This is a genomic window from Cellulomonas sp. URHE0023 (genome assembly GCF_000688475.1).
Taxonomy (GTDB): domain Bacteria; phylum Actinomycetota; class Actinomycetes; order Actinomycetales; family Cellulomonadaceae; genus Cellulomonas.
Map to the genome: position 1 here is coordinate 1,157,117 of NZ_JIAN01000005.1, position 25,245 is coordinate 1,182,361.

The window sequence follows — 25,245 nt, forward strand, 5'->3', positions numbered from 1 at the left end:
CGTCCTTCCGTGGTGGTCAGAGGGTGAGCAGCACCTTGGTGGCGCGCCGCTCGTCCATCGCCCGGTATCCCTCGGCGGCCTGATCGAGGGGCAGGGTGAGGTCGAAGACCTTGCCGGGGTCGATCTGGCGGTCCCAGATCAGCTTGATCAGCTCGGGCAGGAAGCGGCGCACCGGTGCGGGTCCGCCGTGCAGGTGGACGCCGGAGAAGAACAGCTCCTGGCCGGGCAGCGCGACGTCGTGGGAGACGCCGACGTACCCGACGTGCCCGCCGGCCCGGGTGGCGCGGATGGCCTGCATCATCGACTCCTGGGTTCCGACAGCCTCGATCGTGGAGTGCGCGCCGAGGCCGCCCGTGAGCTCCTTGATCCGGGCCACACCGGCGTCGCCGCGCTCCTCGACGATGTCGGTCGCGCCGAAGTCCCGGGCCAGTGCCTGACGGTCGGCGTGCCGGGACATCGCGATGATCCGCTCGGCGCCGAGCTGCTTGGCGGCGAGCACCCCCAGCAGACCGACCGCCCCGTCACCGACGACAGCAACGGTCTTGCCGGGGCCGACCTCGGCGGCGACGGCGGCGAACCAGCCGGTGCCGAGCACGTCGGAAGCGGCCAGCAGCGAGGGGATCAGGTCGTCGTCGGGCATCCCGGGGGTCGCGACGAGGGTGCCGTCGGCGTGCGGGATCCGCGCGTACTCGGCCTGGGCACCGGGGACCGCTCCGGGACCCCGGTGCACGCAGTGGGTCTGGTAGCCCGCCTGGCAGATCTCGCACGTGTTGTCGGAGGAGAAGAACGTGCCGACGACGAAGTCGCCGACCTCGATGGCCGTGACGTCCGTGCCGATCTCCTCGACCACGCCGACGTACTCGTGGCCCATCGGCTGGTGGTCGACGTCGTCCGCGCCGCGGTACGGCCACAGGTCGGAGCCGCAGATGCAGGTCGCGGCCAGCTTGATGATCGCGTCGGTCGGCTCGACGATCGTCGGCCGCTCGGTCTGGTCGACCCGGACGTCGCCCGGGGCGTACATGATGACTGCGCGCATGGTGGTGGTGCCTCTCTGTCGGTGTGTCCACCAGCCAACCCCGGCCGTCGCGCGCCGGGGAGTCCCTGACGAGGGGTGTACCGGCAGTGCACCCCTTCGCACGGACTCCCACGTCGGCATGACCCGGCCTACGGTCGTTCACATGGACAACCGAGCAGACGTACGCGAGTTCCTGATGTCGCGGCGCGCGAAGGTCACCCCGGACACGGCGGGTGTCATCGGGGGGACCAACCGGCGCGTGCCAGGGCTGCGCCGCAGCGAGGTCGCCGCGCTGGCCGGCGTGAGCGTGGAGTACTACGCCAAGCTCGAGCGGGGCTCCATCGGCGGAGCGTCCGCGTCCGTGCTGGACTCCGTCGCCCGGGCGCTGCAGCTGGACGACACCGAGCGTGCGCACCTGTTCGACCTCGCCCGCGCCGCGGACGGCGTGCCCTCGTCGGGACGCGCGCGTCGTCGGAGCACCCGGCCCGCGACACCCCGACCGAGCCTCCAGTGGGCCCTGTCGGCGATCACCGACGGTGTCGCGTTCGTGCGCGACCAGCACCAGGACCTGCTGGCCACCAACGCGCTCGGCCGCGCGTTCTACTCCCCGGTGATCGGCGACGGCGGACGCACCCCGAACCTGGCCCGTTTCCAGTTCCTGGATCCCGCAGCCCACGACTTCTACCCCGACTGGGACCTGTTCGCGCAGATGTGCGTCGCGATCATGCGGGCCGAGGCCGGCCGGGACCCGCACGACAAGGGACTGCAGGACCTCGTCGGCGAGCTCTCCACGCGCAGCGAGACCTTCCGCCGGCTGTGGGGTGCGCACGACGTCCGCACCCACGGCGCCGGGACCAAGCGGTTCCACCACCCCGTGGTCGGCGACCTCACGCTCGCGTACGAGGAGCTGGCCATCACCGCCGAGCCGGGCCAGGTGCTGCTGGTCTACACCGCCGAGCCCGGCTCACCGTCGGCCGACCGGCTGCGCCTGCTCGCGTCGTGGGCCGCCGACGCCCCCGTCGAGTCCCAGGACAGGAGCACCCGGTGAAGCTCGAGGACTTCCTCGACCACGTGCGCAGCGGAGCCGCCATCGAGGGCGGCTCCGCTCACCACGCCTTCCTGCACGAGACGGCGCAGGACGCCCTGCGGACCACCGCCGAGCTCAACAGCGGCTACCGCACCCCGCAGGAGGTCCGGGATCTGCTGTCCCGGCTCACGGGCCGGCCGGTGGCGGAGTCGGTCACGGTCTTCCCGCCGTTCCACTGCGAGTTCGGCAAGAACCTCGTCATCGGCGACGACGTCTTCATCAACATCGGCTGCACCTTCCAGGACGCTGGCGGGATCACTATCGGGGACGGCACGCTCATCGGGCACGGCACCACGGTCGTCACCCTCAACCACGAGGCCGATCCGGAGCGACGCGCCGACATGGTTCCGGCGCCCGTCACCATCGGTCGCAAGGTCTGGATCGGCGCGGGTGTCGCGATCGTCCCCGGCGTGACCATCGGTGACGGCGCCATCGTGGGAGCGGGCGCGGTCGTCACCAGGGACGTCGCCGCGGACACGGTGGTAGCCGGTGTCCCAGCTCGGATGGTCCGAGCCACGGGTTTCGACACCTCCGCCGAGTAAGCCCACCCAGCGGGACCGCGTGCGAGTTCGTTCTCACCACCGGCAGGAAAGCGCGCTACCGCGGTCATCGGCGGAACCCGGGACCGGCGTGGGGGGCCATGACCACGGTGACTCCCTCTCCACTGTTGCGCTCGACCGCGGCCAGCACCATCGGCCCCGGTTCGCCGTAGACCTGGATCCGCACGGTGGGCGCGAGCGCCGTCCCGGCTCCGATCAGCTCGCCCGCCACGCGGACGTGCTCGTCGGCCGAGGCTGCGTCGCGGTGCAGCTGGACCAGCGTGAGCTCCAGGTTGTCCTCGTCGACGTAGCTGTAGTGGGCCATCAGACCCGGTTCGTTGGCTCGGACGTGCTCCGTGTACCGCTCGGTCGCGGCCTTCAGGGTGTCCCCCGCGCCGGGCAGGATCCGGTGGGTGGTGGCGATGATCAGTGCTGATTTCATGGGTACGGCTCCTGTCGGGTCGGGCGGCTGGGTTCGGTCAGTGGTGATGCGTGGGGGCGACGTCGGTACGGATCGTGCGGGGCACCAGGGCGGCCGCTCCCGCCGCGGCCAGCGCTGCCGCGACCGCGGCGACGCCGAACGCACGCGTCAGGTCGGCTTCGGTGGGCACCGCGGCCAACGACGCACCGACGACTGACGCCAGCACGGCCACGCCGAACGCTCCCCCGAGCTCATGGAAGGTGTTCACGAGGGCGGAGCGCAGCCCACCGGTCGTGGCCGTCGCGTCCGCGAGCGCTGCGGTGAACGCCGTGACGAACGTTCCGCCGATGCCGAACGCCGCGACCGTCAGGCCGAGGACGACGGCGACCGCGCTCGTGCCGAGCGCGGCGACCCCGTTCCCTGCGGCGGCGAGGAGCAGCCCGACGACGGCGACGCCGGTGGCGGGCACCCGGCCGAGAAGACGGCCGGCGAGGTGCGCACCGAGGACCACGGCCGCGGCGACCGGCAGGAACGCCAGGCCCACCTGGGCGGCGGTGAGCGAGTCGACGCGCTGGAGCGCGAACGAGCCCAGGAAGAAACCGCCGACCATCAGGGCGGTTCCGACCAGCATCAGGAAGGCGCCTGCGGCGACCGGCCGCCTGCGCAGCAGCGTGACCGTCAGCAGTGGGTCGGGCGTCCGGCGCTCCACCACGGCGAACACGGCGTAGAGCAGCAGCGCCACGGCGAGCGGGGCCGCCGTGCTCATCGACACCCACCCGTGCTGCGCCACCTGCGTGAGGCCGTAGATGGCCGAACCCGTGGCCGCCGTGACGAGGAGGCCTCCCGGCAGGTCCAGTCTCCGACCCCGGGGCGGTCGAGGCGCGTGCGGGACGACGAACGGCATCGAGACGAGGATGGCCACGCCGATGGGCACGTTGATGGTGAAGATCCAGCGCCAGCCTGCGGTGGAGGTGAGGACCCCGCCCACCACCACACCGAGCGCGCCCCCGAGGCCGCTCAAGGCGCCCCAGAGCCCCATGGCACGTGCCCGGTGCTCGCCCGGGTGGACCGAGAGCACGAGCGCGAGCGCCGCGGGCGACAGGATCGCGGCGCCTACCCCTTGCAACGCTCTGCCGGCGAGCAGCATCTCGGGGGTCTGGGCGGCCCCGCTGAGGATCGACGCCCCGACGAACACGAGCAGACCGGTGGTCACGCAGGGACGCGGGCCGACGAGATCGGCGACCCGTCCACCAAGGAGCATCAGTCCGCCGAACGTCACCGTGTAGCTGGTCAGCACCCACGCGATGGACGTCGTCGTGAGTCCGAGCTCTGAGCTGATCGCCGGCAGCGCGACGTTCACCACGGTCATGTCGAGGATCAGCATGAGCTGGGCGGTGGCGAGGAGGCCGAGGACCGTGGCCCGGCCCCTCGATGTCTGAGCGCGGCCCTCGAGCCGTGCGGCGGTCGTGGTGGTCATGCGCATCTCCTTATCTCGTACATTGCTGTACGAGATGTCTACGCTACGCTGATGTCGAACACAAGTGTTTGACTTAGGAGAGTGACGCGTGATGGCCCGACCGACGGACCGTGCACCGCGTGCCGATGCGGTGCGCAACGCCGCAGCGATCCTCGAGGCGGCGCAGACCTGCCTGGCCGAGGATCCCCACGCCACCATGTCGCGCATCGCCGAGGCCGCCGGGGTGGGCCGAGTGACGCTCTACGGGCACTTCGCCACGCGCGCGGAGCTCGTCGACGCGGTCTTCCGGAACGTGAGCGAGCGCTCGGTCGAGCTGCTCCATGATGTCGACACCGCAGGGGATCCCGTCGACGCTCTCGTCCGCATCGTGCGAGCGAGCTGGCGCGTCGTCCACCGGTACCGAGGGCTGCTCGCCGCGGCCGAGACCGAGCTGCCGCCCGAGCGCATCCGATCGCAGCACGACCCGCACCTGACGCGCATGACCGAGCTGATCCACCGAGGACAGGCCTCAGGCGACTTCCGGTCCGACCTGACCGCCGACTGGCTGGTCACCGTGACGTACAGCGTCATGCACGCAGCGGCCCGGGAGTTCAGCACCGGGAACATGGCACTCGAGGAAGGCGAGCGCGCGGTGGTGGCCACCGTGGTCGCCGCCGTCACGCCGACCGGTTCTGGAGGCTCCGTCCGGGTCTAGACACGGATCTGCAGGCAACCCGCCGGCATGACCGACGTGCAGCCCGATTCACCACGGGCCTCACGTTCCGCCCAGCCGGCGCGTCTCCTCGGTGAGGGCGACCTCTCGCCCGCTACGCCGGTCTCGGAGGCCCTGTGATGACGCCGCACGTCTCGATCGACCCGTCGATCCTCTACTTCGGCACACCCGTCGTGCTGGTCAGCACCATCGGTGCGGACGGCAGGCCCAACCTGGCACCGATCTCCTCGGTCTTCTGGCTCGGCCACACCGCGGTGATCGGTCTGGGCAGGCGGTCGCGCACCCTTGCGAACCTCGCCGAGACCGGGCAGTGCGTGCTCAACCTGCCGTCGGTGCACCAGGTCGGTGCTGTGGACCGGCTCGCTCTGACCACCGGGAACGACCCCGTCTCGGCCCGCAAGCGCGCGGTGGGCTACCGCTACGAGCCTGACAAGTTCGGCCGGGCCGGGGTCACCCCGGCGGAGTCCACCACGGTGGCACCGTCCCGCGTCGCCGAGTGCCCCGTGCACCTTGAGGCGACCGTCACCCACATCCATGCGCTCGGTGGCAGCGACGGCGGGACGGCGGCCGTCGAGCTCACGGTCACGCACGTGCACGTCGAGGAGTCCTTGAAGGTCGCCGGCACCGCCAACCGGATCGACCCCGATCGCTGGCGCCCTCTCATCATGAGCTTCCAGCAGTTCTACGGCCTGGGGGACCGTGTGCGGCCGTCCACGCTCTCGTCGATCGCCGAGGAGTGGTACCGCTGACCGCCAACTCCGGATCCTCCGTTGATAAGATCCGTACATGCATCTTGACACCGTCGCACCGGCATCCCGTCGACGCGGTGCGGCGCTCGAGGACGCGCTGCTCAGCTCCGCCTGGCAGGAGCTCGTCAAGCGCGGGTACGGAGCGCTGACCTTCGACTCCGTCGCACATAGTGCCGGGACCAGCCGTCCCGTGATCACCCGACGATGGGCCACCAAGCCCGAGCTCGTCCGCGCCGCCGTCGCGCACGAGCTGCTGCGCCACGTGATCGAGGTCCCGGACACCGGCAGCCTCCGCGACGACACCGTGGCGCTGCTGCGCGAGGCGAACGAGAAGCGCATCGCGATCACGGCGCTGATCACGTCGTACCTGGGTGACTACTTCCTGGAGACGGGAAGCACGCCGGCGGACCTGCGCGCATCGATCGTCGGGGAGCGACAGTCCTCGGTGGACACGATCGTGGACCGGGCCGTCGCCCGCGGCGAGGTGCGCGCCGACCGGCTCACACCGCGGACGCGCACCCTCGCGTTCGACCTGTTCCGGCACGAGGCCCTCATGAGGCTCGGGCGCGTGCCCGACGACGTCATCGACGAGATCGTCGACGACATCTACGTCCCGGTGCTCTGCGGGTGAGCCTGTCGCTGTGGCTCGCGCTCGTCGGCGCCTGCCTGGTGATCTCCTGCACGCCCGGCGCAGGGGCCGTCAACACGATGTCCAACTCGCTGGGTTCCGGGTGGACCCGCTCGATCTGGGGAATCCTCGGCCAGCAGGTCGCGCTCCTGGTGCACATCGCCATCGTCGCCGCGGGCGTGGGTGCACTGGTCAGCCGCTCGCAGCTGGCCTTCGACGCGATCCGCTACGTCGGCGCGGCCTACCTGATCTACCTCGGCGTGCGTCAGCTCCGGGCGTCGTCTGCTGTCGGCGCCGTCACCGAGCCGGTCCGCGAGCCCGCGTCGTCGATGTTCCGCCGCGGCCTCCTGGTGAACCTGACCAACCCCAAGGCGATCGTGTTCTTCCTTGCCTTCCTGCCGCAGTTCGTGCGGCTCGACCGGGCGCTCGTGCCGCAGTACGCCATCGTCGCGGCCACCGTCGTCGCGGTCGACGTCCTCGTCATGTGGTTCCTCTTCGCGAGCGCCGCGCGCGGGCTCGTCCGCCTCACCGCGGAGGAGTCGGGCCGGCGGACCGTGAACCGCGTGTTCGGCTGCTTGTTCATCGCCGTCGGCATCGTCCTCGCGGCCGTGCACTGAGTGGACCGGCCGCTGGTCTGAGGCGAGCGTCAGGTCGATCACGTGCGCGTACGGGTGACCGAGGGCTCGTTCAGCCGTTCCGACGTCGACCGCGACCTAGTCTCGCCCGGGACGGAGGTGATGCGGGTGGTGGATGCGACCGTCTTCTGGTTACTGGTCATCGTCGCGCCGTGGCTGACTGCGTACACGCTGCGGCGGCTCGCCCAGCAGCGGCGGCGGCTCACGGGACGCCCGACGATGTCGCTCCTCCAAGAGCTGCGCTGGCTCCTGGTCCTTCTGCTCCCGTGGGGGATGTTCCTGGCGGCCGGGGCGTACGCCATCGGCCGCAGCTGCTTCGAGGACGACGTCTACGACGCCGAGCTCGCGGCCGGCGTGACCGCGGATGCGTACTGCACCGCCCAGCTTCACCAGCAGTTCCCGGGCACGTTCGTCGCCGTCTCGTGCGCGTTCGTCGGTGCTGCGCTGGTCTGGACCGCGACGGTGCTCGTGGTCCGCGCCCGAGAACGGCGGCACACGCCCGCCGCTGAGGGGTCGCGCCGGCCGGTGGGACCACCTCGATAGGCTTTCGGCCGTGGCACACGGGGGTCTGACCGAGGCACGCGACGTCGCCTCCCGTGGGCGGATGCCGACCGCGCCGCGTCCCGGCGGCCGGAGGGTGTCATGACGCCGCACGAACCGCCCGCGGCGCTCACGGACGAGCTCGACTCCGAGCGGCAGTACCTGGCGGCAGCCCGGGACGCCCTGCGCCGCATGCGCGAACGCGCCGAGAACCTGCTGGACGTCGGCGCCGGGACAGGGGGCGACGCGTACGCCGCCGAGCGGCTCGGCTTCACCCTGACCCGCCGCGTCGCGCAGCTGTCGGACCAGGCGAGCACGCCGCTGTTCTTCGGCCGGCTGGACCTCACGGACGCGCTCGACGACGGCGCCACCCGGTACTACGTCGGTCGCCGGCACGTCACCGATGACGCGAGCCACCCGCTCGTGCTCGACTGGCGCGCACCCGTGTCGAGGGCGTTCTACCGCGCGAGCACCCGGGAGCCTCTCAACGTGGCGGTCCGACGCCGCTTCGGCTCCTCGGGCGGCGAGCTGACGAGCTTCGAGGACGACCACCTCGACCGAGGGCAGGAGTCGGGCCCGTCCAGCCGCATCCTCACGGACGAGATCGAGCGCCCCCGCGTCGGCCCCATGCGGGACATCGTCGCGACGATCCAGCCCGAGCAGGACGAGCTCGTGCGCGCCGACCTGGACGTCTCGTTGTGCGTGCAGGGCGGGCCGGGGACGGGCAAGACCGCCGTCGGGCTGCACCGCGCGGCCTACCTCCTCTTCACGCACCGTCAGCGGCTCGAGCGCGGTGGCGTCCTCGTCGTCGGGCCGAACCGCGCCCTGATCCAGTTCGTGAGCACCGTCCTGCCGGCCCTCGGTGAGCTCGACGTCGAGCAGATCAGCATCGACGAGCTGTACCCGGTCGACGCACGGCGCGTCGACGAGCCGGCCGTCGCCGCGCTCAAGCACGACGTGCGCATGGCGTCCCTGCTGCACCGCGCCCTCTGGAGCCAGGTGGTGCCGGCTCAGGAACCGGTGACCGTGACCTACGGTTCCTACCGCTACACGCTCGGCCCCGCGGCTCTGGACCGGGTGGTGCAGGAGGTGAGGGAGTCCTCCCCCACCTACTCCACGGGCCGCGACCGGCTCCGCGCGCGCGTGGTGGGCCGGCTGCAGCGCCAGATCGAGGTGCGCGACTCGCAGGCTCCCAGCGAGTCCTGGTTCCGCGCGACGAGCCGGAGCCGACCGGTGACGCGGTTCCTCGACGCGGTGTGGCCCGCGGTCACACCCGAGGAGCTCGTGCACCGGCTCCTGTCCGACCGTGCGTTGCTCGCCGAGTCCGCCGAGGCGATCCTGACCGACGCGGAACAAGAGCTGCTGCACCAGGTTCGGCCGGCGCGCTCGTACCGTGCCGCTCGGTGGAGCAGCAGCGACGCGTACCTGCTGGACGAGGTGGCCGGGCTCATCGACCAGCCGCGGCGCTACAGCCACATCGTCGTGGACGAGGCTCAGGACCTGTCGCCCATGCAGTGCCGTGCGCTCGCGCGGCGCAGCACGCACGGATCGCTCACCGTGCTCGGTGACCTGGCGCAGGGCACCACGCCGTGGGCGGCCCGCAGCTGGAGCGAGACGGCGACGCATCTGGGCCGGCCCGAGGCCGCGGTGGTTCACCTGACCACCGGCTTCCGCGTCCCGTCCGTGCTCATGGACTACGCCAACCGGCTCGTCCCCGCGCTGGACCTCGACGTCCCCGTCGCGTCGTCGCTGCGCCACGACGGCTCCCTGCGGGTGCGTCTCGTCCCGGACACCGTCGCGGCCGCGGTCGAGGAGTGCCGTGCTGCCCTCGAGCGAGAGGGATCGGTCGGACTGGTCGTACCCGACTCGCTCGTGGAGGCCGCCGCCCAGGGGCTGTCGCGGGCAGGCCTCGCGTGGGGCACCCCCGAGGACCTGGCCGTCCACCGCCTCACCGTCGTGCCGGCCACGGTGGTGAAGGGGCTGGAGTTCGACACGGTGGTCGCCCTCGAGCCGGCGCGCATCGTCGCAGAGGAGCCGCGAGGGTGGAACCGCCTCTACGTGGTCCTCACCCGAGCGGTGTCCGACCTGGTCGTGCTCCACCAGGAGCCGCTCCCGCGCGAGCTGCGGACCGAACCTGACGTGCCGTCGACCCAGCCGGCGGCGTGAGCGGCGCGCGAAGGGACCGTCTCCTCGCCGGCGCGCCCAGCCGGGGTCAGGGCATGCTGGCCCCGGCCTGGAACCCGGCCTCGAGCTGACCCTCGAGGCGCGCCGTCACGGCCTCGACCTGTGTGGCGCGCGACGTCGCATCCTCCGCGCCGGCCAGCGTGCTCCGGTCGACCGCGGCCGCGACGTCCGTCTCCGCGGTACTGACCTCAGCGTTGTCGTCCATCCACTCGCTCATGGCGTAGTGCGGTGCATCGGCGAAGAGCAGGCGCTGGTCCAGGCACTGGGGAAGGATCTGGAACTGACCGATGGACTTGCAGTACTGGGCCACCTCTTCGAGCTTCGGCACGAACTTGGCGTTCACCATGTCTTCCCAGCGGGTGTGCAGGGCATTCCACTTCACGATGCGGTCGACGAGGACAGCCTCGGCGGCGAGTGGCTCGAGGGCCGTGAAGGTCGCTTCGTCCGTGGCGGTCGCCTTCGCCAGCCGGGCAGCAGCCTCGGTGTTGGCGTCCGTGGCCTCGCGCAGCTCGGTCGTCGAGCCCTTGACGTCCTTGGGTGACTCGCTCGCGTCGGCCTCGACGAGCGTGGCGGGATCGGCGTCGTCGACGAGCGCCAGCTTGGCGTCCAACGCCGTCGCGATCGGGTCGTCGGCCGGGACGCTCGCCCGGGCCTCGGTGGCCGGAGCGACCAGGGCCGCGACCTTGGCGTGCGCCTCGTCGTAGGCCGCGCGCTTCGCCTGGAACTCGTCGACGGACGCGGTGTAGGCCGCCAGGGCCTCCTCGTGGTCCTTGCGGCCCCCGTCGCCGCACGCGGTCAGGCCCGCGACGAGTACGACGACACCGGCCGCCACTGCGAAACCCCTACGCCCGCGTGACGCTGCGTCCGGTCCCCGAGAGATTGTTGCCACGCTGAGCCCCCATCATGTCGGCGCAGCAGAGTCGCCACCCGGCTCTCGCTGCGCTGCTGTCGACGGTCAGAGGCCGCTCCCCTCAACGAGAGAAGGCCTCTGACCTGCTGCTTTCGCGTCGGCTGGACAGAACCCTCGGAGATCCTTCCCGGATCTTCGGGCCTGGATCTCAGTCACGAATGGCTCAAGGCGCCCGCCGACGCGGCAAAACGGTAGCACCGGCATCCGCGAGCACCTGGACCGCCCCGGGTCACTGCGTCACTGCGCACAACACCCGGATCTCGGAGGCCGCCACCGACCGGTGCCATCAGGCTCGGCCGACCGACCGTCAGGCGTTGACCGTGATGTACGACGTCAGGGAGGTCTCGATCGCGCGGAGCCGGGAGGCCTTGTCCCGGATGTCGTCCCGGAGCTGGGCGATCTGGCCGAGCAGCGCCGGGCACGCCGCCTCGGACCGCTCCCCCACGGTGCACGGCAGTGCCTGGGCGACGAGCGCAGTCGACAGACCGATGTCCAGCAGCGCCCGGATCGTCTCGACGGTCGCCACGGCGTTCGGCGGGTACTCCCGGTACCCGTTGGCGCGCCGGGTCGACTCCAGCAGACCCTGCTGCTCGTAGTACCGCAACGACCGCACGCTCGCGCCGGTGCGTTCGCTGAGCTCACCGATCTGCATGCTGCCCTCCTTGACCCTGACGCTGATGTCAGACTTTAACGTCGCCTCATGTCCACCACGAAGCGCATCCGTCTCCCGCATCCCTTCCCTGCCGACGTCGACCTCACGGGCCGACGCACCGTCGTCACCGGCGGCGGGAGCGGGCTCGGCCTGGTCACCGTCCGCACGCTCGCGCGGCTCGGGGCGGCCGTCGTCGTCGGCGTCCGTGACGTCCCCCGCGCGCAGCGCGCCATCCAGCAGGCGGTCAGCGACGACGAGATCCCGGCCGACCGGATCCGGGTCGCTCGTCTCGACCTGCTCGACCTCGACTCCGTGCGGGCGTTCGGGGCGACCGCGTCCGAGTCCGCGCTCGATCTGCTGGTCCTGAACGCCGGCATCAGCAGCGTGCCGCTCCGGCACGATCGCAACGGCATCGAGAGCCAGTTCGCGACGAACCACCTCGGGCACTTCGCGCTCACCGGGTGCGTCCTCGATGCACTGGGCCACGGGACCGACCCTCGTGTGGTGACCGTGTCGTCGGCGCTCTACACACGGGCACGGCTCGACCTGACCGACCTGTCCGACAGCCAGCACTACTCGCCCGGCGGCGCCTACAACCGGTCGAAGCTGGCCAACGTGCTCTTCGCCGTCGAGCTCCAGCACCGGCTCCGGGACAGCGGCAGCCCCATCCGCAGCTTCGCGGCACACCCGGGGATGGCGCGCACCCCGCTGCACGCGACCTACCCGTCCGCCGCGACCAGGGCCGTGACCGCGCTCGTCGCGCGCGCGATCGGCCGCGAACCTGAGCCGGCCGACGTGGGCGTCCTGGCAGCCGCGCTCTCACCGGACGTGTCGACGGACCGTTTCTGGGGCCCGACCGGCTCACGGTCCGCACCCGATGCCCTCGGAGTTCCCTTCGCACCCGTCGCCGCCGACCGCAGCCGTCGCGTCGCGCTGTGGGAGACGTCCGCACGCCTGACCGACGTGCGGGTCCTCGACGTGCCTGCCTGACGGACCGACGGCTGACCGGGACCGTCAGGTGAGCTGGGACGCCCGCGCAGCATCACGCAGATGTCGACGTCGCCTCACGCGATACGGTCGGCAGACGTCGACACGCACGAGTCCCCGGAGGACCGATGAAGCCGCGCACCACCAGCACGGACTCTCCCCGCCGCACGGCAGCCATCGGACTTGTCGCGGTGACCCTCACGGTCGGGGCGACCGGGGCCGCCTATGCGCTCGCAACCAACGAGCGGCCGGCGAAGCAGGTGACCGCGGGCGGCGTGGCCACCCCGGCGCCGGTGGTCCATGTGGTCCCGGCACCCGAACCAGCAACGGCAGACCCCCTCGCCGGGGCGGAGGAGTACACGCAGGAGCGGTCCGACGCGTTCTGGGGTGCCGGCTACTACATGGAGGACGCGTTCGCGCTCGCCGACCTGTGGCACGTCGAGCTCCTCGAGGCGAAGGGACGTGCGGGGCAGCTGCTGCTCGACGGGCAGACCGTGCCGATCGCGCCGGGCGCGTCGCTCGACCTGACGGATCCCGAGACCATCGGGATGTTGGAGTCGATGGCGTACTGGGACGCGGGCTACACGGGTGAGGACGGCATCACGCTCGCAGCGCTGTGGCACGTGGACGTCTTCGAGGCCAAGGCCACCGCCGGCAACATGCTCCGCGCCGGGCAGCCCCTCCCGATCGGCCCGAGCGGCACGCCGGCCCCCTGACCCGTCCGCCGCTGGTCGAGCGGCTGGGACCCACCGCCTACGTGCTCGCGAGCCCCGGTGACTTGCCTTTCGTGCGCGCAGCGTCGACCGACGGGCGGGCCGTTCGTCAGTCGTCGAGGGCGCCCCGGTCGGCGGCGGCCCAGTCTGCTGAGTCGATGGTGCACGCCCCCACCACCACACCGTCGGCGACGAGCCGTGCGTGCGCCGTCCACGCCGGCCCGGCCTCCGCGAGGTCCGCAGCCGGGACGGTCGCGTCGTCGAGGGAGACCCGATCGGACCAGCCGGTGACCACCGCCTGCTGGGTCTCAGCGATCGTCGTCCCGTCGACACGCTGGATCTCGGTCTCGAACCGCAGGTCGGCCGGCTGCGCTCCCGAGGGCTGCCAGAGCCACCGGACCCGGAGCTCCTTGTCCACCGCCTCGTCCGTCGTGCGCTTGACCCACCACCGCTGCTCGCTCCGGCTCCCGCCGGTGCGGCGGGCGTCACCTGAGGCGCTCGTGCCGGACACCGTGCCGTCCTCGTCGCACGGGACAGCGGACTCCCATGAGCTGCCCCACGAGCTCAGCGGCATCGAGAAGCCGACGCCCAGCACGCAGGCTGCCAGCGCCGCGACGCTCACCACGGTGGATCCGAGAGCGGACGGCGCCCGCCGGAAACGCGCGAACCACGGGTGCGGGGCGGGCTCCCGGGTCGTGACGACGATCGTCCCGACGATCGAGTCGGCGAAGGTCTGCCGCTTCGCGTGCCACAACGGGCGCAGGTAGCCGATGAGGAGGATGGCGTCGAGGAGATGGGCGACCCACCGCGCGACCGACGTCAGGAAGCCCGCCGGCAGCCGGTCCGTGGCCCGCAGGACAGCGACTCCGGCCACTCGTTTCCCCGGCGTCGCCCCCGTCCATCCCTGGAGCAGGAGCAGGCCGACCACGAGACCCACCAGCCAGGGGTTCGCGAACCACCAGACCGCGTCGTGCACCTGACCGGCGGGCTGCCTCTGACCGAGGAGGGCGTACGGCGTCAACGACGGCGCGTTCCCGTCGGCCCCGAGGACCAACCAGGTCGCGCCCGAGAGGATCGCACCGTCCAGCAGCGCAGCGACCACGCGCCGCGACCATGCGGCCGGCTCCGGGGCGCCGACGTGCTCGGCGACCTCCGTCGGCAGCGTCGCGGTGTCCGTCACGCCCCGATGCTGGCAGACCCGCGGTCCGCGCGCGGCAGTTTCGGTCCACGACGCGGGACGCCGATCACCGGTGCCGGGCTCGCCGCAGATCCACGACGAGCCAGGTGTCGACGACGACGGTGATGAGGGCGCTCCCGAGGAGGAGCGGCCACATGAACGCGTCACCGGCTTCGACGGCGAGTACCGCGCCGACGATCGTCAACGGTGTGAACATCACCGCGAGCAGCCAGAGGCCTTGCCTGCGGGTCAGCATGACCTGTGGGTTCTCACGTGGGCATTCCGGTGGTGATACCCCCCGGAGCCCGAGCTGGTTCCTACGCCGACCCGTGCGGGCGTCCGGATCCGGACGTGCACCATGGTTCGGTCTTGGACGTCGCTGTCAGTCAGTCGGCTCGAGCGCCGGCGGGTCCTCCACAGGCTCGCCGGGCGTCGGCCGGTCACTGCTGTCTTCGGGAGTCTCGGAACCGACGCCGGCCGAGTCGCCGGACCCGGAACCCGCCTCCAGCGCCTCCGGGGTGACCTCCTGCTCAAGGGTCGGGTAGCCGTAGCCGCCCTCCTGCGTCCCAGCGTCCGGGTCCTGCGGTGTCTCACTCATGCGCGCCCTCCCTGCCGTGCCCGGCCGGCGGACCGGGTCGTTCCCATCGTCGGCGCGTGAGCCGTGTGGCGCCATCCGGACGTCGGCGGACAGATCCTGCGAGCACGAGACGAGGCGCCCCTATCCGGAGAGCGAGGTCCTACGCGGTGCGAGTGAGCCCGTCGTCGATCAGCTTCTCCCACGCCTGCAGGAAGTCGGCGCTCAGCCGGTCGTTGGCGTCGAGCGCGCCCGACACGACCGCGCCCGTCCTGACCATCATGAGCTGCTGCGCGGCCGCGACGGGGTCCCGGTGGTCGAGCCGACGCAGGAGCTCCTCGATCCGCTCGACCACCCAGCGCCGGATCTCGGCGGCGTGCACCCGGGCAGGGTGCGACCCGGTGAACTCGGCGGACGCGTTGATGAACGGGCAGCCGCGACTGATCCCGGCGAAGTCGTCGCGGGTGAGAGCGGTAGCCAGCTCGGTGAGCGCGGTGCGAGGGTCGTCCGGGTGTGCCGCGATGATTCCGTCGACCTGTGCGTGGTCGTGGTCGGCTCGACGCGACAGGTACGCCGAGACGAGATCGTCCTTGGACGGGAAGTGCCGGTACAGGGTCACCCGCGTGACGGCGGCTTCCTCGACGATGCGCTGGATGCCGACGGCGTGGATGCCCTCGTCGTAGAACAGCCGGTCAGCGGTGGTGAGGATGCGCTCCCTGGCGTCGGAGGTGCGGCGGTCAGCCATGCGCCCACTCCTTCGCTCGGACCCCTTCCCCCGGACAGGGGGATGGTTCTACGGTAAGCGCCAGGTAGGTAGATCGATCGGTCTACCTACGACGCGAGGGAGGAACCCCCATGTCCGCGAGCGCTCCCGTCCTGTTCATCCACGGCCTCTGGCTGCACGCCCGGTCCTGGGACGACTGGATCGACCACTTCACCAGCGCGGGGTACGAAGCGTCCGCCGTCGGCTGGCCCGGCGACCCCGAGACGGTCGAGGAGGCGCGGGCACGCCCGGACGACATCGCCGACCACGGCATCGACGACGTCGTGGAGCACGTCGCGTCCGTCATCGCCGGGCTGGGGACCAAGCCGATCCTCGTCGGGCACTCCTTCGGCGGCATGATCGCGCAGAAGCTCCTGGGCGCCGACCTCGCCGCGGCCGCGGTCGCCATCGACGCCGCCCAGATCAAGGGCGTGCTCCCCCTGCCGCTGTCGGCCCTCAAGGCGACGCTTCCCGTGTTCAAGAACCCTGCCAACCGGCACCGCGCCGTCTCCTTGACCGCCGACCAGTTCCGGTTCGCCTTCGGGAACGCGATCCCACCCGAGGAGTCGGACGCGCTCCACGCTCGCTGGACCATCCCTGCCCCCGGCCGCCCGCTGTTCGAGGCCGCGGCCGCCAACTTCGACCCCCACTCGCCCGCCAAGGTCAACACCGGCAACGCGGGGCGCGGGCCGCTGCTGCTGATCTCGGGCGGTCGCGACCACACCGTCCCGGAAGCGGTCACCAAGGCCACGCTCAAGCAGTACCGCCACAGCGAGGCGACCACGGACCTCCTCGACTTCCCGGACCGCGGCCACTCGCTGACCATCGACCACGGCTGGCGCGACGTCGCCGATGCATCCTTGGCCTGGCTCAAGGACCAGGGCATCTGAGGGTGGACCTCCACCTCGAGGGCAGGACGGCCGTCGTCACCGGCGCGAGCAAGGGCATCGGGCTGGCCATCACCCGGGCCCTGGCCGCGGAGGGAGCGTCCGTCGTCGCGGGCGCGCTGCGCGGCAGCAGCGAGCTCGACGAGCTGAGCCGCACGGCCGACGTGCACGCGGTGTCGGTCGACCTGACCGCGCCCGACGGCCCGGCGCAGCTCGTCGCCGCCGCGGTCGACCGGTTCGGCGGCGTCGACCTCCTGGTCAACAACGTCGGCGCGGTCCGCCCCCGGCTCGGCGGCTTCGTGGCCCTCACCGACGACGACTGGGAGTGGGCCCTGACCATCAACTTCCTCGCGGCCGTCCGCACGATGCGCGCCGCCATCCCCGCCATGTCCGGCCGGCCCGGCGCGAACATCGTCACCATCAGCTCCGTGAACGCCTTCCTGCCCGATCCCGGGGTCATCGACTACAGCGCCGCCAAGGGGGCGCTCACCAACCTGTGCAAGTCGCTGTCCAAGGAGCTCGGCCCGGACATCCGCGTCAACACGATCAGCCCCGGCCCGGTGCGGACCGATCTGTGGCTCGGGGCCGGGGGCGTCGCGGCGACCGTCGGGGGCGCCGCCGGGACCGACCCGGCCGATGTCGTGCGTCAGCAGGAGGCCGCCGCGGCGTCCGGCCGGTTCACCACCCCCGCCGAGATCGCCGACCTGGTGCTCTACCTGGCCAGCGACCGGGCGGCGAACATCACGGGGAGCGACGTGGTCATCGACGGGGGGCTGATCACCACGCTGTGACCGTCGGCTGCGCTCTTCCCGCACGTCAGTCGGCGTGCGGGAAGGGCGGAGGCATGGATCGAGGTGAGCGCCGGCACGGAATCAGCCAGCGCGGGCCCCGGTTGAGCACAAGGACACGAAGGAGACCGCGGATGAGCACCACATGGATCGATCCTCGCGAGCAGATGGAGGCCGTCGTGATGATGGCCGACGGACGCCTCGCGCCGAGAGCGTTCGCCGACCGCGCAGCCGCCGAGGCGTGGGCGCAGCCGGAGCTCGGCGACCAGGTGCTCGAACGCAACCTCGTGTGCTCCTGCGACAGCTGAGGCGCGTCAGCTCGCGTCATCCGCTGCTAGCAGAGATAGGGCGGCTTCGCGCCACCCGTCGTCGATGGGTCAGCGAACCGCCGGCAACGGACGCGGTCGTCATGGTTCGACGGGTAACGAGGTGAGCCATGCGCTCCAGATGAACGACGACATCTGCGCCGTGTACGCGCGGCCCTGGTCTACCGGGACCGTCACGGAGGCCGACCCGAACCCGAACAACCTGGCCACCCTCGAGGCCCCTGACCCCGCGAGGCGGGCACGCCCGCTCAGCAGCGACCGGACGATGAGCACGGTGTCCGCACGCGGCACGTCGAAGTCGAGCGCGTCCTCGACCGTGACGACGTCCTTGCAGTCGTCGCCCAGCCGCACGGTGATCGACGGGGAGCCCGCGAAGACCACCACCGCGGCCACGCCGCCCGCCCGGTAGAGGTCGTCGTCGTCGTCCCACGGGTCTACCTCCGGCGTCGGCTCCGGTGGCCGCCCGTGCCGCGCACCCTCCTCCCACAGCTGGCGCACCACGTCACCGATCGTTGCCCGACTCATCGCTCACCCATGCGCCCAGTCTGTCGCTCGCGTCGGTAGCCGAGAGCCGCCGCGCACGGTCACCACCAGTAGTTGTCCTGGGCGGTGTACGGCTGCTCCAGCGTGGCCATCTCGTCGACCGTGAGCTCCAGGTCCAGCGACGCCACGGCGTCCTCGAGATGGTGGGGCTTGGTGGCGCCGACGATGGGGCACGCGACGACCGGCTTGGACAGGACCCAGGCCAGCGCCACCTGCGCCATGGGCACGCCACGGTCCGCGGCGATCTTCTGCACGGCCTCGACGACGGGCCGGTCGGCGTCCTCCCGGTCGAACGCCTTCGCGACCGCGTCGGTGGTAGAGCGAGCCGTCTGCTCACCCCACGGACGAGCGGCACGGCCCTTGGCGAGCGGGGAGTACGGGGTCAGTCCGACGCCCTCGTCCAGGCAGAGCGGGATCATGTCCCGCTCCTCCTCACGCTTGAGCACGTTGTACTGGTCCTCCATCGCGACGAACCGGGTCCAGCCGTGCAGCTCCGCGGTGTGCTGCAGCTTGGCGAACTGCCACGCCCACATGGAGGAGGCGCCGAGGTAGCGCACCTTCCCCGCCTTCACCACGTCGTGCAACGCCTCCATGGTCTCCTCCACGGGGACCGCGTCGTCGAACCGGTGGATGTAGTAGACGTCGACGTAGTCGGTGCCGAGCCGGCGCAGCGATGCGTCGAGCTGCTCGAGGATCGCCGACCGGGACAGCCCGCTGCCGCCCGGGCCGTCGTGCATGGTGCCGTGCACCTTGGTGGCAAGGACGATGTCCTCGCGACGCGAGTAGGTCCGCACGGCGCGGCCGACGAACTCCTCGGAGGTGCCGCCCTGGTAGACGTTGGCGGTGTCCCAGAAGGTGACGCCCGACTCGACCGCCTGCCGGAAGAACGGTGCGGCCTGGTCCTCGTCGAGGGTCCAGCGGTGCAGGCCGGTGGTGGCGCTTCCGTAGCTCATGCAGCCCAGTCCGATGCGGCTCACCCGCAGGCCAGAGCGTCCCAGTCGCGTGTACTCCATGACGTCTCCTCGTGTCGCTCGTCCAGCGTAGGTCGGTGGTGTGAGGCGGGCCCGGGGACGCCGGGCCCGCCTCTGGGCGTGCGTCAGCCGAGCGGCAGGCTCGCCCGGACGTCGCCGAGGCCGCGTGCGACGAGCAGGCGTCCGCCGTCGGCGATCCGCGACCACTGCGCCGACGCGGTGTCCCACGCCCGCCACAGCCGGGGGTCGGTGGTGACCCGCACGCTCGCGGAGCCACCCGCCGGGACCTCGACCGCCGCCCAGCCCACGAGCCGGACCGGCTCGTCCGCCTCCGCGGGCTCCAGGTAGACCTGGACGACCTCGCGGCTGTCGCGGCCCCCGGTGTTCGCCACCGTCACCGACACGACCGGCGAGGGCCCAGCGAGGGACACGGTCGCGTCCGTGTACTCCCAGGTGCCGTACCCGAGCCCGTGACCGAGCCAGAACGCCGGTTCCGGAGCCTGACCGGCCCAGTGCCCGCGGTACCCGATGAACGTGCCCTCGGTGTACTCGACCTTGCCGTCCACCGGAGTCACCGACCACGCCGGGGCCGCGCCCTCCTCCGCCGGGAACGTCGTGACCAGTCGACCCGTGGGCTCGAGGTCGCCGAGCAGCGTCGCGGCCACCGCGTGACCGCCTTCCTGTCCCGGCAGCCCGGCCCACAGGACGGCGTCGACCTCGTCGAGCCACGGCATGAGCACGGGCGTCGCCGCGTTGACGACGACGACCGTCTTGCGGGCTGCGGCCGCCACGGCGCTGACGAGGGCGTCCTGCTGGCCCGGCAGACGGATCGTCGACTTGTCGACCGACTCGGTCTCCTGCTCCTCCGTGAGCCCGACGACCACGACCGCGACCTCCGCGCGGGAGGCCGCCTCGACCGCCGCGGCGATGGTCTCGTCGTGCGCCCGGGGAGCCGGGCGTGCCACCAGCCCGAACAGCCCGACGCCGCCGAACGGCTCGGCCTCGGCGTCGAGCTCGCTGACGTCCTCGACGACCTCCGTGCGGGTCGGCGGGCGCAGCATGGCTACCCCGTCGACGATGTCGTCGCCGGTGACGTCGACCGTGCTCGTCTCGACGGGCGGAGCGAGCAGCTCCTCGCCGAACCCGGCACCCGACGTGCGCAGGTCGTAGCTCAGCGACGAGTCGCCGATGCGCAGGTCCCACGTGCCGGGGCCGATCACCCCGACCTCGACCGGACCCTCCGCAGCCACGCGGGCGCGGAACCGGACGCGCGCGACGGGCTGGTCGAAGTCGTCGTCGAACCCGACGACGACGGTGGCCGGGGCGTCGTGCTGCTCGTCCAGCACCGTCCCGTCGGCGGCCAGGAGCGTGAGGTGCACGCCGGGCCGGCCGGTGTCCGGGTCGAGCACGAAGCCGGGCCGCGCGGGGACGGGTCGCGTGCGGACCTCCACGCCGTCGACCACCTCGACGTCGTCCCCCAGCAGCGCCGTGAGTCCCTCGGCGACGCTCACCTGGTAGGGCGGGTTGACCTGGGCCGAGCCGCCACCCATGTCGATCGTCTCCAGGGCGTGCCGCCCGATGAGAGCGACGGACGTGCCGCGCGAGAGCGGGAGCGTCTCCTGCGCGTTGGTCAGCACGGTGATCCCGGCAGCGGCCAGCCGGGTCAGCTGCTCGCGGCGGACCGCGCTGTCGGGTGCCGGCAGGTCGGCCGGGAACTCCCGCAGCTCACCGAGTGCACCCACGCGGTCGGCCAGGACGAGGAGCCGGCGCAGGTGGTCGTCGATGACCGACTCGTCCAGCTCGCCGGCGCGGACGGCGGCGACCAGCGTCTCGCCCCAAGGGCCGGCCGGACCGGGCATGACGAGGTCGAGGCCACCGGCGGCTGCCGGTGCCGCGGTCTTGGTCGCGAACCAGTCGGACATGATCAGGCCGCTGTAGTCCCACTCACCCTTGACGACCTCGTTGATCACGTGGTCGTGCTCCGTGGCGGCCACACCGTTCACGTCGTTGTACGCGGCCATCATCGACCACGGGTCGGACTCGGCGGTCGCGATCTCGAAGGGCAGGAGGTACAGCTCCCGCAGGGTCTTCTCGTCGACCACGGAGCTCATCGAGTTCCGGTTCGTCTCGGACTCGTTGGCGACGAGGTGCTTGAGGCAGGCGCCCACGGCGAGGGACTGCAGGCCTCGCACGTAGGCCGCCGCGAGCTTCCCCGTGAGCAGCGGGTCCTCCGAGTAGGCCTCGAACAGCCGGCCGCCGAGCACCGAGCGGTGCAGGTTGATCGTCGGGCCGAGGACCACGTGGATCTCCTGCGCGAGCGCCTCCTCGGCGAGGAGCCGGCCCACCTCGGTGGTGGTCTCCTCGTCCCACGCCGAGGCGAGCAGGGTCGCGTTCGGGAACAGGGCGACCGTGCGACCGCCGCTGAACTTCAGGCCACGGACGCCGGTCGGGCCGTCCGACAGGCGGAGCTCGCCCAGCCCGATGGACTCCTCGGGGGCAAGCGTGAACGAGGTCGCGCCGGTGAGGAGCCGGACCTTGGTCTCGAGGTCGAGCGAACGGACCAGGGCAGTGGTGTCGATGTCGGTCTGGGTGGTCATCACTTCACCTTCTTCACAGGGACGATGGCAAGGGCGCCGAGGAACGTCAGCGCCGCAGCGGTCAGGTAGAGCAGGTCGTAGTTCTTCGCGGCACCGCCGATGAGGAATGCGCCGAGGAACGGGGCGAGCGACTGCGGGCCGGCGTTGGCGATGTTGAACACGCCCAGGTCCTTGGCCGCGTCGTCCGGGTTGGGCAGGACGCCGATGACGAGCGCGAGGTCGACGCCCATGTAGATGCCGTAGGCCGCACCGAGGATCGCCTCGACGACGTAGAAGCCGCCGACTGTGTTGACCTGCGTGAGCATCCCCAGGCCGATCGCGAACAGGGCGGTCGACGCGAACACGAACACCTTGCGGCGGGCGAGCTTGTCGGACAGGAACCCGGCCAGCTGCCCGATGACCACCAGGACGATGGTGTAGATGAGGACGCCGGTGAAGACGGTGGAGGTGGCCTCCTCGTTGGACAGACCCAGCTCGTCCTTCATCCAGAAGAACCGGAACGTCGAGAACATGAAGCTGCCGAGGATCAGCAGGAAGCGCGAGATCCACGCCCAGGCGAAGTCCGGGTAGCGGCGGGGGCTGAGCCAGAACGTGTCGAGCCAGGCCTTGAGGGTCATCGCGGGCGGCCGCTTGGGCAGCACCTGGTCCGGCAGGACCACCGCGTAGACGAGCATCCCGAGGACGCCGATCGCGGCCGGCACCATGAACAGCGGGATCATCTGCTCGGTGAACAGGCCGGCGATCCAGATGGACGCCAGGACGCCGACGTTCTGCATGACGCCACCGAGGGCGCTGATCTTCGCCGTCTGGCGGGGCGGCACCTGGTCGGCGATCGTCGCGAGGTAGGCGGCGAAGGCGGCGTTCGCCGCGAGCTGCGCGCAGAACCAGCCGATCAGCAGGGTCGGCACGTTGTTGCCGACCGCGATGACGAAGAGGAACGCCGCCATGGCCAGCGAACCGCCGACCAACCACGGCCGGCGTCGGCCCCACCGCGACATCGTGCGGTCCGAGAGCCGGCCGAAGACCGGGTTGGCGATGAGCGCCGCCAGGGCGCCGACGCCGAGGATCAAGCCCTGCGCGGTCGTGGCGTTGGCCTCGCCGACGACCTGGGTGACCTTGATGGCCATGCTCACCATGACCGGGCCGAGGAGCGCGATGAAGAGCGCGAGCTGGGCGAACGCGAAGGGGACGACGAACTTCGGGCCGACCGGTCGGGTCGGGCGCTCCAAGGTCGGTGGGGGTACTGGGCGCTCGTGGCCCGGGATGCCGGACGACACCAGCGATGCCGGCGACTCGGCGGCGTCCAGGGTGATGGGGCTGTGCTCGACCGCGTCCTTACGCATGGTCGTCTCCGTCCAGGTGAACAGTCACTGGGAGGTGCCGGTTCTCGACGTCCTACTGATGCGTTTCACTGATACGCGTCACTTGCGCGTGTCAGTAAGGTAGCGGCAGAGTTCTCCCGACGCAAGGCATGGATCATCGAGGAGGTCGTGAGCATGACGGTGGCCGGTCGGCCCAAGCGGATCACCAGCGCCGACGTCGCGCGCGAGGCCGGTGTCTCCCGCACCACGGTGAGCTACGTGCTGAACGAGACGCCTCACCAGAAGATCCCCGACGCGACCCGGCAGCGGGTCCTCGATGCGGTGGCGCGGCTCGAGTACGCGCCGTCGGCCGCGGCCCGCGCGCTGCAGAGCGGTCGCTCCGACGTCGTGCTGTGCCTGCTGCCGGACTGGCCCATCGGACCAGCGGTCGGCGCACTGCTCGAGCTCCTGTCGACGGCGCTGGCCAACCAGGGGCTGACGCTGATCGCGCACCCGCGCGCGGCCGGCCGCCCCGTGAACGAGGTCTGGAGAGTTCTGGGGCCGGCCGCCGTCATCGCCTGGGAGAGCCTGGACCCCGCCGACGTCGCCGCCATGCGGGCCGCCGGGGTCACCGTCGCTGTCGCGCTGCTCAGCGGGGACGACGCCCGCGCCGGCGAGCTGGGCATCTCCCAGGAGCGGGTCGGTCGCATGCAGGCCGAGCACCTCGCCGCGACCGGTCACCGCCGGCTCGGCTACGCCTACCCTGACGACGCGCGCGTCCAGGGGTTCGCCGTCCCTCGGCTCGCCGGGGCACGCTCGGCGTGCGCCGAGCTAGGACTCGACGCACCAGAGGTACGGACGATGCCGATGGTCCCCGAGGACGCCGCCACGGTCGTCAAGGCATGGGCGGCCGCCGGCGTCACCGGGGTCTGCGCCTACAACGACGACGTGGCCCTCGCGGTGCTGGCCGGGGCACGCCTCGCCGGGCTGGCCGTGCCGGCAGACCTCGCCGTGGTGGGCGTCGATGACATCCCCGCGGCCGCCCTCTCGGCTCCGCCCCTGACCACGGTGACCACCGAGCAGCGGGCCGTCGCCGAGCACATCGCGCGGCTGGTGGTCAGCGGGCTGGCGGGTGGGCCCTCACCGCGCCACCCCGGCTCGGACATCGTGCACCTGGTCGCGCGCGAGTCCGCCTGACCGTCGGGTCGCCCTCGTTCCCAGCGCGGAGGATGGCGTTCTCGTCAGCGGCGGCGCGCCGCGACGGAGATGACGACCGGCGCCAGCAGGGCGACCGCGGCCGCCACGAACGCAGCCGTCGCGACGGTCTCGTCCAGCAGAGGGCCGTTGGTGCGGCCGAGCCCGATCCACGCCAGACCCCAGGCCATGGCGAGGCCGACCGGGACGATGACCGAGGGACGGGTGCGGCCGAACACCGCATAGGCGACCGCGAGCGCGGCGGCGGCGCCGAGCACGACCACGGACCACGCCGTCGCGCCGAGCCCGAGCTCGCCGACGTCGGCGACGGAGAGGAACGCGGCGATGTTGGCGAGCGTCGCGACACTGACCCAGCCCAGGTACAGGCCCATGGTCGCGTCGGTGATCAGGGAGGTCGCGGACCCGGTGTGCGGGAGGCGGACCAGCCGGACGAAGACCACCGACAGGACCGCGAGCAGCGCGAGGATCACGACGACGCTGCCGCCGACCGAGCCGGCCTGCACGACGCCGATCCACAGTGCGTTGAGCAGCATCGACGCCAGCACCCACCACGACACCGCGCGCAGTCGCGGGTCGGCGCCCTGGCGAGGCAGGGCCTGCACGACGGCGAACGCGGCCAGGCCGAGGTAGATCAGCGACCAGATGGAGAAGGCGGGGGTGTCCGGAGCCAGCGGAGTCGCCGTCGCGGACAGGGCGCCGTCCGCGGCCTCGGCGATGGGCTGCCCGCCGAACGCTCCGGAGCCGACGGCAGCCCCGCCGATCGCGACGACCGCGCCGACGAGCACGGTGACCTGGCGAATCCGGTCGCGGGAGGTGGTCGTGGCGTAGGTGCCAAGTGCGGTCTCCATCCCGCA

The 25,245-nt window shown here is 71.8% G+C and carries 28 protein-coding genes; 14 read left to right on the forward strand and 14 right to left on the reverse strand.

Annotation, left to right across the window (positions count from 1 at the left end; genetic code table 11):
- Positions 1–16: 16 nt before the first annotated feature.
- Positions 17–1,036: a zinc-dependent alcohol dehydrogenase family protein gene (locus N553_RS0105935; RefSeq protein WP_028045761.1), complete on the reverse strand. Its 1,020-nt coding sequence runs from the start codon at positions 1,034–1,036 to the stop codon at positions 17–19.
- A gap of 142 nt (positions 1,037–1,178) precedes the next feature.
- On the opposite strand from N553_RS0105935, the gene N553_RS0105940 reads away from it, so the two are divergent.
- Together N553_RS0105940 and N553_RS0105945 are read left to right on the forward strand one after the other, a co-directional pair.
- Positions 1,179–2,063, forward strand: coding sequence for a helix-turn-helix transcriptional regulator (locus tag N553_RS0105940; RefSeq protein ID WP_028045762.1), 885 nt, complete (start codon positions 1,179–1,181; stop codon positions 2,061–2,063).
- A complete protein-coding gene (locus N553_RS0105945; RefSeq protein ID WP_028045763.1) occupies positions 2,060–2,644 on the forward strand; it encodes a sugar O-acetyltransferase in 585 nt (194 codons plus the stop codon). Before N553_RS0105940 ends, N553_RS0105945 begins: the two co-directional genes overlap by 4 nt.
- Before the next feature lie 64 nt (positions 2,645–2,708).
- Here N553_RS0105945 and N553_RS0105950 read toward each other — a convergent pair whose 3' ends face one another.
- Complete coding sequence (locus N553_RS0105950) at positions 2,709–3,083, reverse strand: hypothetical protein (protein WP_028045764.1); 375 nt, start codon at positions 3,081–3,083, stop codon at positions 2,709–2,711.
- A gap of 37 nt (positions 3,084–3,120) precedes the next feature.
- Complete coding sequence (locus N553_RS21370) at positions 3,121–4,539, reverse strand: MFS transporter (protein WP_051640016.1); 1,419 nt, start codon at positions 4,537–4,539, stop codon at positions 3,121–3,123.
- Between the two features lie 91 nt (positions 4,540–4,630).
- On the opposite strand from N553_RS21370, the gene N553_RS0105960 reads away from it, so the two are divergent.
- The 6 genes from N553_RS0105960 (at position 4,631) to N553_RS0105985 (ending at position 9,969) form a co-directional block, all read left to right on the forward strand.
- On the forward strand, positions 4,631–5,233 hold the full coding sequence (locus tag N553_RS0105960; RefSeq protein ID WP_034620702.1) for a TetR/AcrR family transcriptional regulator: 603 nt from the start codon (positions 4,631–4,633) through the stop codon (positions 5,231–5,233).
- A 137-nt stretch (positions 5,234–5,370) separates the two neighbouring features.
- Complete coding sequence (locus tag N553_RS0105965) at positions 5,371–6,000, forward strand: flavin reductase family protein (protein ID WP_034620704.1); 630 nt, start codon at positions 5,371–5,373, stop codon at positions 5,998–6,000.
- A gap of 37 nt (positions 6,001–6,037) precedes the next feature.
- Positions 6,038–6,631 (forward strand): TetR/AcrR family transcriptional regulator, encoded by a 594-nt coding sequence (locus tag N553_RS0105970; RefSeq protein WP_028045767.1) that lies wholly within the window; start codon positions 6,038–6,040, stop codon positions 6,629–6,631.
- Positions 6,628–7,245, forward strand: a complete 618-nt coding sequence (locus tag N553_RS0105975; protein ID WP_028045768.1) for a LysE family transporter — start codon at positions 6,628–6,630, stop codon at positions 7,243–7,245. The genes N553_RS0105970 and N553_RS0105975 overlap by 4 nt, the downstream gene beginning before the upstream one ends.
- A 42-nt stretch (positions 7,246–7,287) precedes the next feature.
- Complete coding sequence (locus N553_RS0105980) at positions 7,288–7,806, forward strand: hypothetical protein (protein ID WP_156043714.1); 519 nt, start codon at positions 7,288–7,290, stop codon at positions 7,804–7,806.
- 99 nt (positions 7,807–7,905) lie between these two features.
- Entirely contained in the window at positions 7,906–9,969 is a 2,064-nt protein-coding gene (locus N553_RS0105985) for an AAA family ATPase (protein WP_028045770.1), read from the forward strand.
- Between the two features lie 46 nt (positions 9,970–10,015).
- Here the strand turns inward: N553_RS0105985 and N553_RS0105990 are convergent, their stop codons facing one another.
- Both N553_RS0105990 and N553_RS0105995 read right to left on the reverse strand, forming a co-directional pair.
- Positions 10,016–10,819 (reverse strand): hypothetical protein, encoded by an 804-nt coding sequence (locus N553_RS0105990; RefSeq protein ID WP_028045771.1) that lies wholly within the window; start codon positions 10,817–10,819, stop codon positions 10,016–10,018.
- Between the two features lie 385 nt (positions 10,820–11,204).
- Complete coding sequence (locus N553_RS0105995; RefSeq protein ID WP_028045772.1) at positions 11,205–11,549, reverse strand: MerR family transcriptional regulator; 345 nt, start codon at positions 11,547–11,549, stop codon at positions 11,205–11,207.
- Between the two features lie 48 nt (positions 11,550–11,597).
- On the opposite strand from N553_RS0105995, the gene N553_RS21375 reads away from it, so the two are divergent.
- Positions 11,598–12,539, forward strand: a complete 942-nt coding sequence (locus tag N553_RS21375) for an SDR family NAD(P)-dependent oxidoreductase (RefSeq protein WP_051639862.1) — start codon at positions 11,598–11,600, stop codon at positions 12,537–12,539.
- A gap of 125 nt (positions 12,540–12,664) precedes the next feature.
- The gene (locus N553_RS0106005; protein ID WP_028045773.1) at positions 12,665–13,252 is read left to right on the forward strand and encodes a hypothetical protein; all 588 of its coding nucleotides are present in this window, start codon (positions 12,665–12,667) and stop codon (positions 13,250–13,252) included.
- Between the two features lie 106 nt (positions 13,253–13,358).
- On the opposite strand, the gene N553_RS24170 is transcribed toward N553_RS0106005, so the two are convergent.
- The 4 genes from N553_RS24170 to N553_RS0106025 all read right to left on the reverse strand — a co-directional run bounded on the left by N553_RS24170 (position 13,359) and on the right by N553_RS0106025 (position 15,745).
- A complete protein-coding gene (locus tag N553_RS24170; RefSeq protein WP_028045774.1) occupies positions 13,359–14,429 on the reverse strand; it encodes an RDD family protein in 1,071 nt (356 codons plus the stop codon).
- Between the two features lie 64 nt (positions 14,430–14,493).
- On the reverse strand, positions 14,494–14,682 hold the full coding sequence (locus N553_RS25320) for a hypothetical protein (protein ID WP_028045775.1): 189 nt from the start codon (positions 14,680–14,682) through the stop codon (positions 14,494–14,496).
- A gap of 126 nt (positions 14,683–14,808) precedes the next feature.
- Positions 14,809–15,024: a hypothetical protein gene (locus N553_RS0106020; RefSeq protein WP_156043715.1), complete on the reverse strand. Its 216-nt coding sequence runs from the start codon at positions 15,022–15,024 to the stop codon at positions 14,809–14,811.
- 139 nt (positions 15,025–15,163) lie between these two features.
- Complete coding sequence (locus N553_RS0106025) at positions 15,164–15,745, reverse strand: TetR/AcrR family transcriptional regulator (protein WP_028045777.1); 582 nt, start codon at positions 15,743–15,745, stop codon at positions 15,164–15,166.
- Between the two features lie 110 nt (positions 15,746–15,855).
- Between N553_RS0106025 and N553_RS0106030 the strand changes: the two genes are divergently transcribed.
- The 3 genes from N553_RS0106030 to N553_RS25325 all read left to right on the forward strand — a co-directional run bounded on the left by N553_RS0106030 (position 15,856) and on the right by N553_RS25325 (position 17,746).
- Positions 15,856–16,653 carry an alpha/beta hydrolase gene (locus N553_RS0106030; RefSeq protein ID WP_028045778.1) on the forward strand — a complete coding sequence of 266 codons (798 nt, stop codon included), beginning with the start codon at positions 15,856–15,858 and terminating at the stop codon, positions 16,651–16,653.
- 2 nt (positions 16,654–16,655) lie between these two features.
- Positions 16,656–17,441 (forward strand): SDR family NAD(P)-dependent oxidoreductase, encoded by a 786-nt coding sequence (locus N553_RS0106035; protein ID WP_028045779.1) that lies wholly within the window; start codon positions 16,656–16,658, stop codon positions 17,439–17,441.
- Between the two features lie 131 nt (positions 17,442–17,572).
- On the forward strand, positions 17,573–17,746 hold the full coding sequence (locus tag N553_RS25325; protein ID WP_197029920.1) for a hypothetical protein: 174 nt from the start codon (positions 17,573–17,575) through the stop codon (positions 17,744–17,746).
- 99 nt (positions 17,747–17,845) lie between these two features.
- Here N553_RS25325 and N553_RS0106045 read toward each other — a convergent pair whose 3' ends face one another.
- From N553_RS0106045 to N553_RS21385, 4 genes are all read right to left on the reverse strand, one after another.
- Positions 17,846–18,289 (reverse strand): hypothetical protein, encoded by a 444-nt coding sequence (locus tag N553_RS0106045; protein ID WP_034620707.1) that lies wholly within the window; start codon positions 18,287–18,289, stop codon positions 17,846–17,848.
- Between the two features lie 59 nt (positions 18,290–18,348).
- Positions 18,349–19,320: an aldo/keto reductase gene (locus N553_RS0106050; protein ID WP_028045781.1), complete on the reverse strand. Its 972-nt coding sequence runs from the start codon at positions 19,318–19,320 to the stop codon at positions 18,349–18,351.
- An 83-nt stretch (positions 19,321–19,403) separates the two neighbouring features.
- Complete coding sequence (locus N553_RS0106055; RefSeq protein WP_034620709.1) at positions 19,404–21,875, reverse strand: beta-glucosidase; 2,472 nt, start codon at positions 21,873–21,875, stop codon at positions 19,404–19,406.
- Positions 21,875–23,218 (reverse strand): MFS transporter, encoded by a 1,344-nt coding sequence (locus N553_RS21385; RefSeq protein ID WP_081844388.1) that lies wholly within the window; start codon positions 23,216–23,218, stop codon positions 21,875–21,877. Before N553_RS21385 ends, N553_RS0106055 begins: the two co-directional genes overlap by 1 nt.
- Before the next feature lie 153 nt (positions 23,219–23,371).
- Between N553_RS21385 and N553_RS0106070 the strand changes: the two genes are divergently transcribed.
- Complete coding sequence (locus N553_RS0106070; protein WP_034621224.1) at positions 23,372–24,373, forward strand: LacI family DNA-binding transcriptional regulator; 1,002 nt, start codon at positions 23,372–23,374, stop codon at positions 24,371–24,373.
- A 44-nt stretch (positions 24,374–24,417) separates the two neighbouring features.
- Here the strand turns inward: N553_RS0106070 and N553_RS0106075 are convergent, their stop codons facing one another.
- Positions 24,418–25,239, reverse strand: coding sequence for a TspO/MBR family protein (locus N553_RS0106075; RefSeq protein WP_028045785.1), 822 nt, complete (start codon positions 25,237–25,239; stop codon positions 24,418–24,420).
- Positions 25,240–25,245: the final 6 nt, after the last annotated feature.

Excerpts from the sequence above, each read along its gene's own strand:
- N553_RS0105935 (WP_028045761.1), bottom strand. The coding sequence starts at position 1,036 with ATGCGCGCAGTCATCATGTACGCCCCGGGCGACGTCCGGGTCGACCAG.
- N553_RS0105940 (WP_028045762.1), top strand. The coding sequence starts at position 1,179 with ATGGACAACCGAGCAGACGTACGCGAGTTCCTGATGTCGCGGCGCGCG.
- N553_RS0105950 (WP_028045764.1), bottom strand. The coding sequence starts at position 3,083 with ATGAAATCAGCACTGATCATCGCCACCACCCACCGGATCCTGCCCGGC.
- N553_RS21370 (WP_051640016.1), bottom strand. The coding sequence starts at position 4,539 with ATGACCACCACGACCGCCGCACGGCTCGAGGGCCGCGCTCAGACATCG.
- N553_RS0105960 (WP_034620702.1), top strand. The coding sequence starts at position 4,631 with ATGGCCCGACCGACGGACCGTGCACCGCGTGCCGATGCGGTGCGCAAC.
- N553_RS0105965 (WP_034620704.1), top strand. The coding sequence starts at position 5,371 with ATGACGCCGCACGTCTCGATCGACCCGTCGATCCTCTACTTCGGCACA.
- N553_RS0105970 (WP_028045767.1), top strand. The coding sequence starts at position 6,038 with ATGCATCTTGACACCGTCGCACCGGCATCCCGTCGACGCGGTGCGGCG.
- N553_RS0105985 (WP_028045770.1), top strand. The coding sequence starts at position 7,906 with ATGACGCCGCACGAACCGCCCGCGGCGCTCACGGACGAGCTCGACTCC.
- N553_RS0105995 (WP_028045772.1), bottom strand. The coding sequence starts at position 11,549 with ATGCAGATCGGTGAGCTCAGCGAACGCACCGGCGCGAGCGTGCGGTCG.
- N553_RS21375 (WP_051639862.1), top strand. The coding sequence starts at position 11,598 with ATGTCCACCACGAAGCGCATCCGTCTCCCGCATCCCTTCCCTGCCGAC.
- N553_RS0106005 (WP_028045773.1), top strand. The coding sequence starts at position 12,665 with ATGAAGCCGCGCACCACCAGCACGGACTCTCCCCGCCGCACGGCAGCC.
- N553_RS25320 (WP_028045775.1), bottom strand. The coding sequence starts at position 14,682 with ATGCTGACCCGCAGGCAAGGCCTCTGGCTGCTCGCGGTGATGTTCACA.
- N553_RS0106020 (WP_156043715.1), bottom strand. The coding sequence starts at position 15,024 with ATGAGTGAGACACCGCAGGACCCGGACGCTGGGACGCAGGAGGGCGGC.
- N553_RS0106025 (WP_028045777.1), bottom strand. The coding sequence starts at position 15,745 with ATGGCTGACCGCCGCACCTCCGACGCCAGGGAGCGCATCCTCACCACC.
- N553_RS0106030 (WP_028045778.1), top strand. The coding sequence starts at position 15,856 with ATGTCCGCGAGCGCTCCCGTCCTGTTCATCCACGGCCTCTGGCTGCAC.
- N553_RS25325 (WP_197029920.1), top strand. The coding sequence starts at position 17,573 with ATGAGCACCACATGGATCGATCCTCGCGAGCAGATGGAGGCCGTCGTG.
- N553_RS0106045 (WP_034620707.1), bottom strand. The coding sequence starts at position 18,289 with ATGAGTCGGGCAACGATCGGTGACGTGGTGCGCCAGCTGTGGGAGGAG.
- N553_RS0106050 (WP_028045781.1), bottom strand. The coding sequence starts at position 19,320 with ATGGAGTACACGCGACTGGGACGCTCTGGCCTGCGGGTGAGCCGCATC.
- N553_RS0106055 (WP_034620709.1), bottom strand. The coding sequence starts at position 21,875 with ATGACCACCCAGACCGACATCGACACCACTGCCCTGGTCCGTTCGCTC.
- N553_RS21385 (WP_081844388.1), bottom strand. The coding sequence starts at position 23,218 with ATGCGTAAGGACGCGGTCGAGCACAGCCCCATCACCCTGGACGCCGCC.
- N553_RS0106070 (WP_034621224.1), top strand. The coding sequence starts at position 23,372 with ATGACGGTGGCCGGTCGGCCCAAGCGGATCACCAGCGCCGACGTCGCG.
- N553_RS0106075 (WP_028045785.1), bottom strand. The coding sequence starts at position 25,239 with ATGGAGACCGCACTTGGCACCTACGCCACGACCACCTCCCGCGACCGG.